Annotated in this window: 12 protein-coding genes and 1 other RNA gene; 11 read left to right on the top strand and 2 right to left on the bottom strand. The window is 61.7% G+C overall.

All coding sequences use genetic code 11. The features are described from left to right. The first annotated feature begins 185 nt into the window (after positions 1-185). The 10 genes from AC3WP7_RS05905 (at position 186) to AC3WP7_RS05860 (ending at position 13873) form a co-directional block, all read left to right on the top strand. Positions 186-845 carry a GntR family transcriptional regulator gene (locus tag AC3WP7_RS05905; RefSeq protein WP_058427357.1) on the top strand — a complete coding sequence of 220 codons (660 nt, stop codon included), beginning with the start codon at positions 186-188 and terminating at the stop codon, positions 843-845. Positions 846-847: 2 nt separating this feature from the next. Then, positions 848-4336, top strand: a complete 3489-nt coding sequence (gene smc / locus AC3WP7_RS05900; RefSeq protein WP_071491387.1) for a chromosome segregation protein SMC — start codon at positions 848-850, stop codon at positions 4334-4336. Positions 4337-4595: 259 nt separating this feature from the next. Then, on the top strand, positions 4596-5459 hold the full coding sequence (gene zipA / locus AC3WP7_RS05895; protein ID WP_071491386.1) for a cell division protein ZipA: 864 nt from the start codon (positions 4596-4598) through the stop codon (positions 5457-5459). An 87-nt stretch (positions 5460-5546) separates the two neighbouring features. Then, the gene (gene ligA, locus AC3WP7_RS05890; RefSeq protein WP_102592788.1) at positions 5547-7904 is read left to right on the top strand and encodes an NAD-dependent DNA ligase LigA; all 2358 of its coding nucleotides are present in this window, start codon (positions 5547-5549) and stop codon (positions 7902-7904) included. A 164-nt stretch (positions 7905-8068) separates the two neighbouring features. Next, on the top strand, positions 8069-9235 hold the full coding sequence (locus AC3WP7_RS05885; protein ID WP_102592789.1) for a zinc-binding metallopeptidase family protein: 1167 nt from the start codon (positions 8069-8071) through the stop codon (positions 9233-9235). Positions 9236-9459: 224 nt separating this feature from the next. Next, positions 9460-9556: signal recognition particle sRNA small type (gene ffs, locus AC3WP7_RS05880), an RNA gene on the top strand. Positions 9557-9681: 125 nt separating this feature from the next. After that, positions 9682-10095 carry a hypothetical protein gene (locus AC3WP7_RS05875; RefSeq protein ID WP_093122035.1) on the top strand — a complete coding sequence of 138 codons (414 nt, stop codon included), beginning with the start codon at positions 9682-9684 and terminating at the stop codon, positions 10093-10095. 20 nt (positions 10096-10115) lie between these two features. Next, complete coding sequence (locus tag AC3WP7_RS05870) at positions 10116-12077, top strand: hypothetical protein (protein ID WP_102592790.1); 1962 nt, start codon at positions 10116-10118, stop codon at positions 12075-12077. 157 nt (positions 12078-12234) lie between these two features. After that, positions 12235-13281, top strand: a complete 1047-nt coding sequence (locus AC3WP7_RS05865) for an N-acetylmuramidase family protein (protein ID WP_058427350.1) — start codon at positions 12235-12237, stop codon at positions 13279-13281. A 1-nt stretch (position 13282) separates the two neighbouring features. After that, a complete protein-coding gene (locus AC3WP7_RS05860) occupies positions 13283-13873 on the top strand; it encodes an SH3 domain-containing protein (RefSeq protein WP_102592791.1) in 591 nt (196 codons plus the stop codon). On the opposite strand, the gene AC3WP7_RS05855 is transcribed toward AC3WP7_RS05860, so the two are convergent. After that, positions 13874-14737 carry a LysR family transcriptional regulator gene (locus AC3WP7_RS05855; RefSeq protein WP_071491380.1) on the bottom strand — a complete coding sequence of 288 codons (864 nt, stop codon included), beginning with the start codon at positions 14735-14737 and terminating at the stop codon, positions 13874-13876. Positions 14738-14839: 102 nt separating this feature from the next. On the opposite strand from AC3WP7_RS05855, the gene AC3WP7_RS05850 reads away from it, so the two are divergent. Beyond that, the gene (locus AC3WP7_RS05850) at positions 14840-15799 is read left to right on the top strand and encodes a DMT family transporter (protein ID WP_102592792.1); all 960 of its coding nucleotides are present in this window, start codon (positions 14840-14842) and stop codon (positions 15797-15799) included. Here the strand turns inward: AC3WP7_RS05850 and AC3WP7_RS05845 are convergent. Continuing rightward, positions 15713-16084, bottom strand: coding sequence for a VOC family protein (locus tag AC3WP7_RS05845; RefSeq protein WP_071491378.1), 372 nt, complete (start codon positions 16082-16084; stop codon positions 15713-15715). The two genes, AC3WP7_RS05850 and AC3WP7_RS05845, sit on opposite strands and share 87 nt — an antisense overlap. Between the last annotated feature and the right edge of the window lie 20 nt (positions 16085-16104).

The raw sequence follows: 16104 nt of genomic DNA, 5'->3' as shown, positions 1-16104 counted from the left end.
AAGAAATTGCGATCGCAACACTTTCAATTATGGTTCAGTCTTCTGGAACCGGCGTTTTTTGGGGCTTGTGGCTATTCATCGTTGCTTATTCCGTGCCAAATTCGCCACGGTGGGCGTAGCGCCATCAGCCAGCCAATGCGCTACACTGCCGCGCTTGTACCGATAGAAGATTTTGAAGGGAAAACATGACGTTCAAGGCGCCGGACAGTCTCGCCGAGCAAATTGCTCACCACCTCGCCGAACGCATCATTCGCGGCGATCTCAAGCCTGGGGAGCGGATCCAGGAACAGAAGGTCACGCTGGCGCTCAATGTCAGCCGTGGTTCCGTGCGCGAAGCCTTGCTGATCCTCGAACGCCGCCACCTGATCGCGATCCTGCCGCGCCGTGGCGCCCATGTCACCGAGTTGACGGCGCACAAGGTGCAGAGCCTGTGCACCTTGATGGGCGAGCTGTACATCCTGCTCGGCAATGCGGTCGCCCAGGGCTGGCAGGTGCAGGCCGACATGGCGCCGTTCCTGCAGATCCAGCAGCGCCTGGTGACCAGTTACGAGCGCGAGGACATCCGCGCTTTCGTTGAAGAAAGCTTCAACGTGATGCGCGCCGCGTACCCCTTCGCCAATAACCCGTACTTGCAGGAAACCGTCGAGAACCTGCAGCCGGCGATGAATCGCGCCTATTACCTGGCCCTGGATCAGCGCAAGGCCTCCATGAGCGAATACCTGGCGTTGTTCGAGCAACTGCTCGCCGCCGTACTCGCCCGTGACTTGCCGCAGATCCGCCAAGTGCTCTCGGCCTACGGCGAGCGCAGTTGCTCGCTGGTCATTGCTGCGTTGGCGGACGCCTAAACGTGCGGCTCAAGTGCATCAAACTGGCGGGGTTCAAATCCTTCGTCGACCCGACCACGGTGAACTTCCCCAGTAACATGGCGGCGGTGGTCGGGCCCAATGGTTGCGGCAAGTCGAACATTATCGACGCCGTCCGCTGGGTGATGGGCGAGAGCTCGGCCAAGAACCTGCGCGGCGAGTCGATGACCGACGTCATCTTCAACGGCTCCACCAGCCGCAAGCCGGTGAGCCAGGCCAGCATCGAACTGGTGTTCGACAACTCCGACGGCACTCTGATCGGCGAGTACGCAGCCTACGCGGAGATCTCCATTCGCCGCAAAGTGACCCGCGACAGCCAGAACAGCTACTTCCTCAACGGTACCAAGTGTCGCCGTCGCGACATCACCGATATTTTCCTCGGCACCGGCCTGGGCCCACGCAGCTACTCGATCATCGAGCAGGGCATGATCTCCAAGCTGATCGAAGCCAAGCCCGAGGACCTGCGTAACTTCATCGAAGAAGCGGCTGGCATCTCCAAGTACAAGGAGCGCCGCCGCGAGACCGAAAACCGTATCCGCCGCACCCACGAGAACCTCGCCCGCCTGACCGACCTGCGCGAAGAGCTGGAGCGCCAGTTGGAGCGCCTGCACCGCCAGGCCCAGGCCGCCGAGAAGTATCAGGAATACAAAGGCGAGGAGCGCCAGCTCAAGGCACAACTGTCGGCCCTGCGCTGGCAGGCGCTGAACGACCAGGTGGGCCAGCGCGAAGCGATCATCGGCACCCAGGAAATCAGCTTTGAAGCCCTGGTGGCCGAGCAGCGCAATGCCGACGCCAGTATCGAACGCCTGCGTGACGGTCACCATGACCTGTCCGAGCGCTTCAATCTGGTGCAGGGCCGCTTCTATTCGGTGGGTGGCGATATCGCCCGCGTCGAGCAGAGCATCCAGCACGGCCAGCAGCGCCTGCGCCAGTTGCAGGATGACCTCAAGGAAGCCGAGCGCGCGCGCCTGGAGACCGAATCCCACCTGGGCCACGACCGCACCTTGCTGCTGACCCTGGGCGAAGAGCTGGACATGCTCACCCCCGAGCAGGAAGTCACCAGCGCCGCCGCCGAAGAAGCCGCCGCCGCCCTGGAAGAAGCCGAAGCCACCATGCACGGCTGGCAGGAGCAGTGGGACACCTTCAACCTGAAGTCTGCCGAACCCCGGCGTCAGGCCGAAGTGCAGCAGTCACGCATCCAGCAACTGGAAACCAGCATGGAGCGCCTGGCCGAGCGCCAACGCCGCATGCAGGAAGAGCGCGCGTTGCTGTCCGCCGACCCGGAAGACGCGGCGATCATGGAGCTGAGCGAGCAACTGGCCGAAAGCGAAATGACGCTGGAAGAGCTGGAAGCCAGCGAAGAACAACAAGTGGAGCGCCTGGAGCAATTGCGTCAGCAGTTGCAGCAGGCGACCCAGGCACAGCAACAGGCCCAGGGTGATTTGCAGCGGCTCAATGGCCGGCTCGCCTCCCTTGAAGCGTTGCAGCAGGCTGCATTGGACCCGGGCACCGGCACCGCCGAGTGGCTGCGTGATCAACATCTGGCCGAACGCCCGCGCTTGGCCGAAGGTTTGAAGGTAGAAGCCGGTTGGGAGCTGGCGGTGGAAACCGTCCTGGGTGCCGACCTGCAAGCGGTGTTGGTGGATGACTTTGGCGGCTTCGACCTGGCCGGTTTTGCCCAGGGCGACCTGCGTTTGCTCAGCCCTGCCGCCGATGGCACGCGGGTGCCGGGCAGTTTGCTGGATAAAGTTGAAGCGGCGATTGATCTGTCGCCGTGGCTGGGCCAGGTCAAGCCGGTGGATTCCCTGGAGCAGGCCCTGGCCCAGCGCGGTCAGTTGGGCGCCGGCGAAAGCCTGATCAGCCGTGACGGCTATTGGGTCGGCCGCCACTTCCTGCGCGTGCGCCGCGCCAGTGAAGCGGAAAGCGGCGTGTTGGCCCGTGGTCAGGAAATCGTCAACCTGATCGCCGAGCGCGAAGAGCGCGAAGCCACCCTGGAAAGCCTGGAAACCGAACTGCAAACCCTGCGTGCCACCCAGCGCCAGCAGGAGACCGGCCGCGAGCACCTGCGCCGCCTGTTGCAGGACGAAGCGCGCCAGCAAGGCGAACTCAAGGCCCAGCTCTCCGCGAGCAAAGCCAAGGTCGAGCAACTGACCCTGCGCCGCACCCGTCTCGACGAAGAAGTCGCGGAAATGGGCGAGCAGCGCGCCCTGGAACACGAACAGATCGGCGAAGCGCGCCTGCAGTTGCAGGAAGCCCTCGACAGCATGGCCCTCGACACCGAGCAGCGCGAACTGTTGCTGGCCCAGCGCGACAGCCTGCGCGAACGCCTCGACCGTGTGCGCCAGGAGGCGCGCCAGCACAAGGACCACGCCCACCAGTTGGCCGTGCGCCTGGGGTCGCTCAAGGCCCAGCACGCGTCCACCGCCCAGGCCCTCGAGCGCCTGGAGATGCAGTCCGAACGCCTGACGGAAAAGCGCGAGCAACTGAGCCTTAACCTGGAGGAAGGCGAAGCCCCACTGGAAGAGCTGCGCCTGAAGCTCGAAGAGTTGCTTGACAAGCGCATGACCGTCGACGAAGAGCTCAAGACCGCGCAGATCGCCCTCGAAGACGCCGACCGCGAACTGCGCGACGCCGAAAAACGCCGGACCCAGGCCGAGCAGCAATCCCAGCTTATCCGTGGCCAGCTCGAACAGCAGCGCATGGAGTGGCAAGCCCTGACCGTGCGCCGCAAGACCCTGCAAGACCAATTGCTGGAGGACGGCTACGACCTGCACGGCGTACTCAACACCCTGACCGCCCAGGCCAACGAGAAAGAAGCCGAAGAGGAGCTGGAGCGCATTGCCGCACGTATCCAGCGCCTGGGCGCGATCAACCTGGCGGCCATCGACGAGTACCAGCAGCAATCCGAACGTAAACGTTATCTGGATGCCCAGGACGCCGATCTGGTGGAAGCCCTGGACACCCTGGAAAACGTGATTCGCAAGATCGACAAGGAAACCCGTAACCGTTTCAAGGATACCTTTGATCAGATTAATGGCGGTTTACAGGCGTTATTCCCAAAAGTTTTCGGCGGTGGCAGCGCTTACTTGGAACTGACGGGCGAAGATCTACTCGATACTGGGGTGACGATCATGGCGCGGCCTCCGGGCAAGAAGAACAGCACCATCCATTTGTTGTCCGGCGGCGAGAAAGCCCTGACCGCATTGGCCCTGGTATTTGCCATCTTCAAGTTGAACCCGGCGCCGTTCTGCATGCTCGACGAAGTTGACGCGCCGCTGGATGACGCTAACGTTGGACGCTACGCGCGGTTGGTGAAAGAGATGTCCCAGACCGTGCAGTTCATCTATATCACCCACAACAAGATCGCCATGGAAATGGCGGATCAGTTGATGGGGGTCACGATGCACGAACCGGGCTGTTCGCGTTTGGTGGCGGTGGATGTCGAAGAAGCGATGGCAATGGTGGAGTCTTGACCCATGCCGGCAGAGAATTTTTGTAGCGTGCGGTAAGAGACTTTACCGGCCTGGCGAAAGTGGCAAATGGACATATTTGTTCAAGGCATTTTGACAGACGGTGTAAAGTTATCTTTGGTCGTGCTAGTTTAATGTCAAATTTTCGTATGCGTGGGCAAAACGTCAGTCAGAACATAGAGTTGGCGCCACGTTTTAAAGCGGTTTGCACGTTGCTAAACCCCTTATTTTTCAGCATTTTTTATTAGAGGCACGGGATTACATGGAAATCGGTCTGCGCGAGTGGCTGATCGTCATCGGCATTATTGTCATTGCCGGTATTCTTTTTGATGGCTGGCGCCGGATGCGCGGTGGCAAGGGCAAGCTCAAATTCCGTCTGGACCGCAACCTGTCCAACTTGCCTGACGACGACGGCAGCGCCGAGCTGCTGGGGCCGCCCCGTGTGCTGGACACCCATAAAGAACCGCAATTGGACGAGCACGACTTGCCGTCGATGAGCGCGCCGGTGCGTGAAGCCCGCGAGCCGTCGCCCAAGCGTGGCAAACGCACCGCTCCGGTGGTCGCGGAACCGCGCCAGGCCGACCTGGACCTGGACGTCAATGACGGCCCGAGCTTCAGCAGCCGCGATGATGATTTCCCGGACGAGAACGCCGGCAAGAATGCGCCGCGCCAATCCGTGAACGACCAGCCGGCCGCCGAAGAAGTGCTGGTGATCAGCGTGATCTGCCGCGACGCTGCTGGCTTCAAAGGCCCGGCCCTGTTGCAGAACATCCTCGAAAGCGGCCTGCGGTTTGGCGAGATGGATATCTTCCACCGTCACGAAAGCATGGCCGGCAACGGCGAAGTGCTGTTCTCCATGGCCAATGCGGTCAAGCCGGGCACCTTCGACCTGGACGATATCGATCTGTTCAGCACCCCGGCCGTGAGCTTCTTCCTCGGCCTGCCAGGCCCGCGTCACCCGAAACAGGCATTCGACGTGATGGTGGCCGCGGCCCGCAAGCTGTCCCAGGAACTCAATGGCGAGCTCAAGGACGACCAGCGCAGCGTGCTGACCGCCCAGACCATCGAGCACTACCGTCAGCGCATCGTCGAGTTCGAGCGTCGCGCCCTGACACAGAAGCGCTGAGGTCCGATCTTAAGCGTTGCCTGTAGAATCCGTGCACTAACATATTGAGCAGCTTCGGCTGCTCTTTTGCTTTATGAGAGAACACCCATGACCGCCGCCCACACACGCATCCTCGAACTGCGCGCTGAACTGGATCAGCACAACTACCGCTACCATGTCCTCGACGAGCCGAGCATTCCGGACGCCGAGTACGACCGCTTGTTCCACGAGCTCAAGGCCCTGGAGGCCGAGCATCCGGAACTGGTCACGCGGGATTCACCGACGCAGCGAGTCGGCAGTGCGGCGCTGTCGGCGTTCACCCAGGTCAAGCATGAGATCCCGATGCTCAGCCTGGGCAACGCGTTCGATGAAACCACCATGCTCGAGTTTGATCGCCGGGTCACCGAAGGCCTCGACCTGCCGGTGGGCGACCTGTTCGGCGTTGGCGCAGCGGTGGAATACAGCTGCGAACCGAAGCTGGACGGCCTGGCGGTCAGCCTGCTGTACCAGGATGGCGAGCTGGTTCGCGGCGCCACCCGGGGCGACGGCACCACCGGCGAGGACATCAGCGTCAACGTGCGCACCGTGCGCAATATCCCGCTGAAACTGCACGGCAGCGGCTGGCCGGCAACCCTGGAAGTGCGCGGTGAAGTGTTCATGTCCAAGGCCGGTTTCGAGCGACTCAACGCCGCGCAACTGGAAGTCGGCGGCAAGACCTTCGCCAACCCGCGCAACGCCGCCGCCGGCAGCCTGCGTCAGTTGGACTCGAAGATCACCGCCAGCCGCCCGCTGGAGTTCTGCTGCTACGGCGTGACCACCGACATCAGTGATACCCACATCGGCAACCTGCAACAGTTGAAGAAGTGGGGCATGCCCATCAGTCATGAGCTGAAGCTGGCCAAAGGCATTCAGGATTGCCTGGAGTACTACCGCGACATCGGTGAGCGGCGTAACAGCCTGCCCTATGAAATCGACGGCGTGGTGTTCAAGGTCAATAGCATCGCCTCCCAGCGTGAACTGGGCTTCCGCGCCCGCGAACCGCGCTGGGCCATCGCGCATAAATTCCCGGCCATGGAAGAGCTGACCGAACTGCTCGACGTGGAATTCCAGGTTGGCCGCACCGGCGCCGTGACGCCTGTGGCGCGCTTGAAGCCGGTCAAGGTTGCGGGCGTGACCGTGTCCAACGCCACCCTGCACAACATGGATGAAGTCGCGCGCCTGGGCCTGATGATCGGCGATACCGTGATCATCCGCCGCGCCGGGGATGTGATCCCGCAAGTGGTTTCGGTGGTCACCGAGCGTCGCCCGGAAAATGCCCGCGCCGTGCAGATCCCCGAAAGCTGCCCGGTGTGCGGCTCCCATGTGGAGCGCACGCAACTGGTCAAGCGCAGCAAGGGCAAGGAAACCGTCAGCGAAGGCGCGGTGTACCGCTGCGTCGGGCGCCTGGCCTGTGGCGCGCAGCTCAAGCAGGCGATCATTCATTTCGTCTCGCGCCGCGCCATGGACATCGATGGCCTGGGTGACAAGACCATCGAGCAACTGGTGGATGAAAAACTGATTGGCTCACCGGCCGACCTCTACAAGCTCAAGTACGAGCAGATCATCGACCTGGAAGGCTTTGCCGATATTTCCAGCAAGAAGCTGATCACTGCTATCGAAAACAGCAAGACCCCGACCCTGGCGCGGTTTATCTATGCCCTGGGCATTCCCGACGTGGGCGAGGAGACCGCCAAGGTGTTGGCGCGTTCGCTGGCATCCCTGGAGCGCGTACAGAAGGCCTTGCCGGCAGTGCTGACGTACCTGCCGGACGTGGGCCTGGAAGTGGCGCACGAGATCCACAGCTTCTTTGAAGACAGCCATAACCAGGACGTGATCGGTGCGCTGCTGTCGCCAGACGAATGCGGCCTGCAATTGCAGGACCAGGGCGACCTGAGTGCTGAATTCGCCGCCAGTACCACGCTGGGCGGCTTGCTCGACAAGTTGCATGTGCCAAGCGTCGGCCCCGGCGCCGCGCAGAAACTTGCGGACAAATTCGGCACCTTGGAAGGCGTGATCAAGGCCGACTGGCTGGATATGCGCCAGGCGCTGCCCGAAAAGCAGGCCAAGGCTGTGCGTGAGTTCTTCGATAACGCGGACAACGCCAACCATGCCCTGGCCATCGAGCAGCAGCTCAAGGACTTCGGCATGCACTGGCTGAGCGAGAAGAAGGTCGTCGAAGGCTTGCCCGAAGCGGGGCACACCTGGGTGCTCACCGGTTCCCTGGAGCTGATGAGCCGCGACGTGGCCAAGGAAAAACTCGAAAGCCTCGGCGCCAAGGTAGCGGGTTCCGTCTCGGCGAAAACCCACTGCGTGGTGGCGGGGCCGGGCGCCGGTTCCAAGCTGGCGAAGGCGAGCGAGTTGGGCCTGAAGGTACTGGATGAAGAAGCCTTCGTCGCCTTCCTGGCCAAGCACAACATCACGGTCTGATCCGGGCTTTGTGGCGAGCGGGTTCGCTGTGGAGAGCGGGCTTGCTGTGGCGAGCGGGCTTGCCCCGCGTCGGGCTGCGCAGCAGCCCCCTCCCAACCATCATCAAAGTGGAACGATCCTGAACAGAAAGTGATCTAGTCTCAGTCACTCAGGGAGAGATCGCCATGTTCCGCTACTTCGAGCAACTCAGTTCTCGCATCGCTGCCCCCTTCGTAGCCGGCACATCCCGCGACAGCAAGGTGTGGCAGTGCCGCTGCGGCCAATCTCTGTTCTTTCGCAACAGCCAGTGCCTGGCCTGCCAGGCGCTGCTGGGCTACCAACCCCAGCAAGCCCGGCTGGATTCCCTGCAGCCCGGCCCGGTCGAAGGCACCTGGCTGCAGGACGGCAACCTCGACGCCGGCGCCTTCCGTCGCTGCGCCAACCTCGACACCCCGGCCGCCTGCAACTGGCTGATCCCGGCCCACAGCACCGCGCCGCTGTGTGTGGCCTGTAGCCTGAACCGCACCATTCCTAACCTGTCGATCCCGGAAAACCATGAACGCTGGCGAAAAGTCGAAACCGCCAAGCGCCGGTTGGTCGCGCAATTGATCAGCCTGGGGTTGCAAGTGGTGCCCAAAAGCGTCGACGAAGACACCGGCCTGGCCTTCGATTTTGTCGGTATCGACCTGGAAGGCAACGCGCCCATGACCGGCCACGCGAACGGCCTGATCACCCTCGACATCAAGGAGGCCGACGACGCCCACCGTGAAAAGGTCCGCGTCCAGATGCGCGAACCCTACCGCACGCTGCTCGGTCACTTTCGCCATGAGGTCGGCCATTACTACTGGGATCGCCTGATCGCCAATACCCACTGGCTAGAACCGTTTCGCAACCTGTTCGGCGACGAACGTGCCAGTTATGCCGAAGCCCTCGACCAGCACTACCAGCACGGCCCACGTGCCGACTGGCAGCAAACCTGCGTCAGCGCCTACGCCACCATGCACCCCTGGGAAGACTGGGCAGAAACCTGGGCGCACTACCTGCATATGATGGACGCCGTCGACACCGCCCTCGGCTTTGGCATGAGCGCCCGCGAGATGGACCTGGACTACCAGCCATTTCCCCTCAGCACGCTCTATGATCCCGAACACCCTGGCGGCGCGGCATTCCTGTCATTCGTCAACGCTTGGATCGAACTGGCCGGAATGCTCAACGAACTGTCGCGCAGCATGGGCCAGCCGGATTTCTATCCCTTCGTGCTGCCACCGGCGGTGATCGCCAAGCTGCATTTCATTCACCTGGTGATCCAGGAAGAGGGCGGCCGAGCGGATGAGGTGGTACTGGCACAATGATGAGCACTGTGGGAGGGGGCTTGCCCCCGATGGCGCTGGGTCAGTCACCTGTTTATTGGCTGATGTACCGTCATCGGGGGCAAGCCCCCTCCCACAGATGCTGTTGGCGGTGACAAGTACTTGAACCCCTTCATATTTTTAATCCGTCCCCAACGGTTGTAACTTCCGATGAGATCGGTACAATGGCCCCGCTTGCCGAGAGGCAGGCGTCGTTATGGTGACCCCATCGGTCCCCCCGCAACGATTACCCGTGAACCTGGTCAGAGCCGGAAGGCAGCAGCCACAGCGGGAACATTGTGTGCCGGGGTGTGGCTGGTGGGGTTGCCTCCATAACGCTCTTCCTTGCAGTACCTGTTCAAATTCAAATCAAAAATGCTTTCACGCCATCTGCCATCGGGCAGTCCATGGCGGCATACTCCAGTGCCTGGCATCCGGAGACAGCACACGTGGAAAAAGTCGACGACCTCACTCGCGAAAAACTGCGGGAATGGCAGATGCGCCGCCTGGAGATCAAGGACCGCATTCAATCCCACCCTGAGCAGACCCTGGAATTGTCGAGGGTGCTGGACCTCATGGACGACGAACATGCGGAAATCCTCAGCCAGGCGGAAATGATCCGCTCTGCGCAAGTGGCTGATGAGCCCGCGCAGCCACCGCTGGCGGGCGCTTGCACGCTGCAATTGAACGTGGCCGCGCAGAGTGCCGAAGACTTGCGTCGCTTGCTCGATATGGCTGTGTTCGAACTCCAGCAACAGATCAATGCGATGGCGGCTGCGGCTGACGCAGGCCCTCATTGCGGCGGGATGTCGGGCTCGCTGGGCGAGTATCGGTTTGAACTGGGCGGTCAGGGCAATGCCTGACTCCCTGGTGGCGAGGCACTATGCAACCTGAACACTTCGATTTATCCAGCCCGGTCTTCCTGCCTGTCACGGAGCAAACCTGCACGGCTCTGCTCGGCTCGGACGGCGCCCAGGCCCTGGTCGGCCTGACGAATCCGGAGCTGGCCGCCGTACTGGTCATCCAGAACCTGGCCCAGGCCGCGGAAAAAGACCTGACCTGCGCAGGCGCCGAGCGCATCCTGACCAAGTTGCTCGACTGGTCGGTGGACACGCAGGCAGGGGGCGCCGCGACGCTGCTGTCCGAAGCCCAGCGACTGTTCGACCCGCGCAAGCTCTACTTCGGTTTCAACGCGCTGAAAAGTGTCAACCTGCGCCTGTTGTCGGCTGAAGAGGTCGCCGCGCGAGATTACCTGCTGCCTACGGGAAAATGGGATATCGGCTACAAGGTCCGCCACCTGCGCAGCAATGACCCCTTCAGCCAGCAGATGATCACACCCCGCCAGCGTGAGCGCTGGCTCAGCCCGGCCCAAGACAAACTGGTGCGTACCTTCCGCGCCAACCTCAACGAAGACCTGCACGTCCAAGGCTACGCCGGCATCGGCAAGAGCCACCTGCTCGGCGCCTTGATGGAGTGCCTGCGCCCCGCTCAGACCCTGGTGCTGGCCCGCACGGGGGCAAAACTGGCGACCCTGCGTGAGCGCATGGGGCTGGGGAAGGACAGCAAGGCGGGTTCGACCTTCGCTGCGTTCGCCAAGGCGCTGCTGCAGGGGCCACGCCCTACCGTGCAGGGCACGCCGGCCAGGTTGCCCGGCAAACATGAAGTGTCTGAGGCCCTGAATATCCACGGCTGGCGAGGGCACGAGGGCGTGGCGACGCTGGATATCTGTCTGAAGGTGCTCGAAAGCTATTGCCACTCCAGCCATCACAGCCTGTCGGCCAGGCACCTGCCGCATTTCAAGCACCCGTTGTCCAGCGTGGATACCCAGGCGTTGCTGGAGTATTCCAGCCGGTTGTGGACGTACCTGGAGGCCAACCCACAGTGGGCCGGCCAGACTGCTTTCGCGGCGCTATGGCTGATCAAGCGTGCGAGTCTCGAAGGCTGTGTGGTGCCGCCTCGCTATACCCATGTGTTGATCGATGAAAGCCAGGACATCCCGCCTTCGTTGCTGCAGATCATCGAGCGTGGCCGCCAAGTCTTGATCACCCTCGGCGATGAATACCAATTGGCCAGCGGTGTGATGGTGCGAAGAAAGCGCGAAGTCCGACACACCGACATCAATTATTCGGTGCGCTCGGGTCGCAACGTCGAGCGCCTGGTCAACCCGTTGATCAGTGTGCACTCACAAAAGTGCAAGACCCCCTTCGAAGGCGCACGGGACGCGGACGTCGGCATCGAACATTACCCCCAGGGCTTCGTACCGCCGGAAGGCTGCGTGGTGTTGACCGCCTCCCATTGGGACACCATGAAATGGGCCATCCAGTTGCAGCAGGCCAACTGCCCGTTCGGGTTCTTCGACACTGCGGCGCAGCAGGATCTGCAGCGTTTCATGATCAGCGTCATTGCCTTGTTCAAGCCGGAGTTCTACAGCAACGAGCACAACGACAACGGCCCTCACGCCTATTTCAGTGACATGCATGACTGGCAGCAGGTGCGCGACGCCAGCCAGTTCGACGAGGCGTTTCTGTGGGTCGAGAGCCAGCTGGAAAAAGGCTTCAATGTCGCCGACATCACGCGCTTGAACCGGCTGGGCGGCGTGCCCGGCAAACGTTGCCTGCTGATGCTGGCGGCAGAGGCGGGCGGAATGGAGTTTGACCGGGTGCTGCTGACGCCCGAGTTGCTGACCAACGTGAAGTTCAAGGACGCCTACGCGTTCGACCAACGGCTGTGCGAGGTGTATATCGCCATTTCCCGCGCGCGGATGCAGCTTTACCTGCCTTACGACGTGGTCGAGTGGATTGATTTCCACACGTATCAGAAAACCCGGGAGTTTCACGGTTACTGAGTGATTTAATTCGGCTGTTTCACAACTTTTGCAGGTCGCTCTGGACAACCCAAAACCACCTTGCTAGTTTCCGCCAGCTACTTGTTTCAGAGTGTGACAAGTACGTGAAGTTGATATTGAAGTGCCATCACTTCTTTAACTAACAAGGATGTCTGTGATGAAAAGCCTGCAAGGGTTGCCCCGTCTTATCAGTGCTTCGGTAGGCGCGCCCGGCAAAGCCCGCAACTTGCCCGCCGATGTGCAGTGCGTCCAGTACTTATTCAATCTGATCATTCCGAAAATGGGTTTCCCGCTGGCCGAAAACGGCAAGTGCGATGGCCAATTGGTGCAATGCATCAGCCAGTACCAATTCCGTCATCTCAAATATGCCCACCCTGATGGCGTGATCGACCCGACTGGTAAAACCTTCAACAGCCTGATCGAAGAAGCGGTGAAAGTGCCGGTGAAGGCGTTCCCGAGCATGCGTATCCCGAGCTTTCTGAATGTGTTCGGCAACAATCAGGGCGACGCAGTGCAGGCCACGGTCAATGTGTACCTGGACCGCATGCGCGCGATGATCGAGGCCGAGAAGCGCAACCGCCAATTGATGCTGCAGGCCACGTGCGACGGGGGCATGACCCTCAGCGAGACGGATTTCCAGAATGCCGCTACGCAGTTGGGTGGCGGTATTTCGGTGAACATCATCAAGGCCTTCGCCACGGTGGAATCCGGCGGCCGTTCGGGTTTCGGCCCGGCCAAGTTGCCGGTAATCGCGTTCGAAGGGCACCTGTTTCGCAAGTACACCAAGCACATCTACGACCAGGCGCATCCGCTGCTGTCCTACCCCTACAAGAAAAAAGCCGGGCCGCAGTGGCAGACCAATAACAAGGACCAGACCAAGGCCTGGGAAACCATGGCCACCGCGTTTGCGCTGGATCAGGAAGCCGCGTTGATGTCGGCGTCCTGGGGCATGTTTCAGATCATGGGCTTCAACTACGCGTCCTGCGGCTACAAGACGGTGTTTGAATTCTCTGCGGCATTAAAAGTGAATGCCGGTAACCAACTAAAGGCCTTCCTCGGTTTTTGCAGCAAGAGCCCGGCGTTGATGAAAGCCATGAAAGCCAAGGATTTTACCGGCATGGCGCGTAACTATAATGGCGAGGACTATGGCAACTATGACGTCCTTATGCAGAAAGCCTACGAGAAACTTGAAGGGAAAAAATAAGATGATCCGTTTTCTAGCGATGGGCCTGTTGTCGTTGTGTGCTGTAGCCCCTGCGTTTGCCGGTTCGCCCGCGTTGCATTCGGGCAAGTACGAAGGGCTGATGCTGGCGGTGACGCCTGAGCATCAGGTGGAAGGTTACTACTCGGAGGAGATGGGCGAAGGCGTGACCCGCAGTTGCGCGTTCTACCTGCAGGGCAAACCCGCGGCGTTGACCACCTGGGCCGACGCCACCTACCCCGGCAGCGTGGCACCCTCGTCCGATGGCGTGACCCTGACCGTGGCAGAAGGCCGCCAGCATCCGGGTTGCCTCAATGTGCTGATGCCGGAGATCGCCACCGGCCTGGACCTGAGCCAGACCGCCAACACGAAATGGATCGGCCTGGTGAAGGTGTCCGCCGACAAGGCTTACCTGCTGAAAAAACCAAGCGCCAAGGCCGCCAAGCGTCCGTACATCGTCAAGAATGACGTGGTCGGGGTGCTGGCCTTCAAGGATGGCTGGGCCCAGGTCGAGTTCATCAATGCCGATGACCGTTCGTTTACCGGGTGGATCAGCCAGGATCAGTACAGCCGCCTGGCGGCACCCAAAAGCTGATCAGCCGAAGGTTTCGCGCAACAACCCGGCAAACGCATCCCGTGCCAGGTGCCGCTGGGTGTCCTTGTGCCAGAACAGCAGGTTGTCCACCGCCTGCAGTTCCTCGAATCGGTACGACGCCAATTGGTTGGCCTGTTCATAGCGGGCCAGGATGCCCTCCGGCGCCAGTGCCACGCCAATTCCCGCACTGACACAACCGATGATCGTGCCCCAGCTGGCATAGCTGGCAATGGCCGGCTTGAACGCGTGGGGCTTGACCCAGTTCTCCAGCGCTGCCCGATAAGGGCAGCCGGGCGGCCATACCAGCAGGGTGCGGCCGGCCAGGTCTTCGGCGCTGTGGATCGGTGCGCTGGAGGCGCTGGCGATCAGCACCAGGCGTTCACTGTAGACCACGCTGTGTTCGAGCTTTGCGCGTTTGTTGCCCGCGGCCACCAGCGCCACGTCCAGGCGGTGGTGTTGCAGGTCATCGAGCAGTTCGCCCCAGGCGCCGGTCACCAGCTCCAGGCTGACATCCGGGTAGCGCCGATGGTATTCGGCCAGCAACGGCGGCAGGCGTCCGCTGGCGCTGGACTCCACAGCACCGATACGCAGGGTGCCACGGGGGATGGCATTGGCATCGACGGCGCGTTTGGATTCGTCCACCAGGGCAAGGATCCGTTCGCAATATTCCAGGAAGATCTCACCGGCCGCACTGATCGCCAGCCCGCGTCCGGCACGGATAAACAGCGGTGTGCCCAACTCGCTTTCCAGCTGCTTGATGCGCGTGGTGATGTTGGACGGCACACAATGCAATTGCACGGCGGCCTGGGCCACGCTGCCGGTTTGTGCCACGGCGCGCACCATTTTCAGTTGGGCCAGTTCCATTGCTCAGTTCCAGTGATTTCAGAAGTCAGAAACGGTTAATTGTCCTGCGCGTTGCTCGGGCGAAGACTGACGGCATTCCTTCCCCGTTTTCGGATGCCGTCGATGAACACCCCGTCACCCCTGAAGCTTACGCTAGTCATCGCCAGCGTCATCCTCTGTTGGGCCTATTCGCCGATTGGCGTGCACATGGGCCTGCACAGCTACAGCCCTGGCCAGCTTGCGCTGCTGCGGTTTCTGATCGCCTCGCTGTTCATGGCCGGCGTGGCGCTGGTGCTCGGCATCGGTCGGCCACGCCTGCGGGATCTGCCGTGGCTGTTGGTATTGAGTTTTTTCGGCGTGTTCCTGCACCACACCAGCCTCAATTATGGGCAGCAATTCGTGACGGCGGCGGCGTCCAGTGTGCTGGCACAATCGGCGCCGCTGTTCAGCGTGTTGATCGCGTTCTTCTGCTTGAAGGAGCGGGTCAGCCTCTGGCGCTGGAGCTGCGTGCTGCTGGGGTTGCTCGGCGTGCTGGTGGTGATCTGGGGCGATCACGGCGTGGGTGATATCGACCCGCGCGGCTTGCTGATTCTGCTGGCGGCAGTCTCATGGAGCCTGTACTTCGCCATCCAGAAACACTACGCCCATCGCTACAGCCCGCTGACGATGGCGTGCTACATGGTCTGGGCCGGCACCTTGATGCTCTGCGTGAACCTGCCGGGCCTGCCGGCTGCGGTGGTACAGGCGCCGTTGCCCGAGAACCTCGCGGTGCTGGTGCTCGGGGTTTTCCCCAGCGCCCTGGCGTACCTGGCCTGGGGCTATGTGTTGAAACATGTCGAGGTCAGCCGCGCCTCGGTAGCGATGTACCTGATCCCTCCGGCGGCGATGACGATGGCGGCCACGCTGCTCGGTGAGCACATCGCCCTGCAAGTGGTGCTGGGCGGCGTGATCGTGCTGGCCAGCGTGGCCGCCATCAGCCTGGAGGGGCGCTGGCGGTCAGTCGCTCAGGCAAAACGCGCGCAGCCGGTGGCCATCGAGGTCCTGGGCGACGAAGGTGTAGCCGAAATCCAGGGTGGTCGGTGACTGGATGATGGTTGCGCCGCGCTCTACCCATTGATCATGCAGCGCGTCCACCGCGGCCTGGTCAGCCAGGGACAGGCCCACTTCGCCGCCACCCCCGGTGAGCCGGGCCGCCGGTTCCACGGTATGACGCGACCACAGCCCCAGCTTTACGCCATTGTCGAGAATGAACAGCGCGAAGGTCGGGTTGAGTTCCACGGGCGGCTTGTCCAGCAGGCGGCTATAGAAGTTGGCGCTGGTGGCCGGGCTGTCGACGTACAGCAGGAAGTAATGGGCGAGGGTGTTCATGCAGGCTCCTTGGGAATGCG

It is taken from the genome of Pseudomonas sp. FW305-3-2-15-C-LB1, assembly GCF_058787615.1.
Note: the sequence above shows the minus strand (reverse complement) of the source record. Positions and strands in the feature narration are given on the sequence as shown.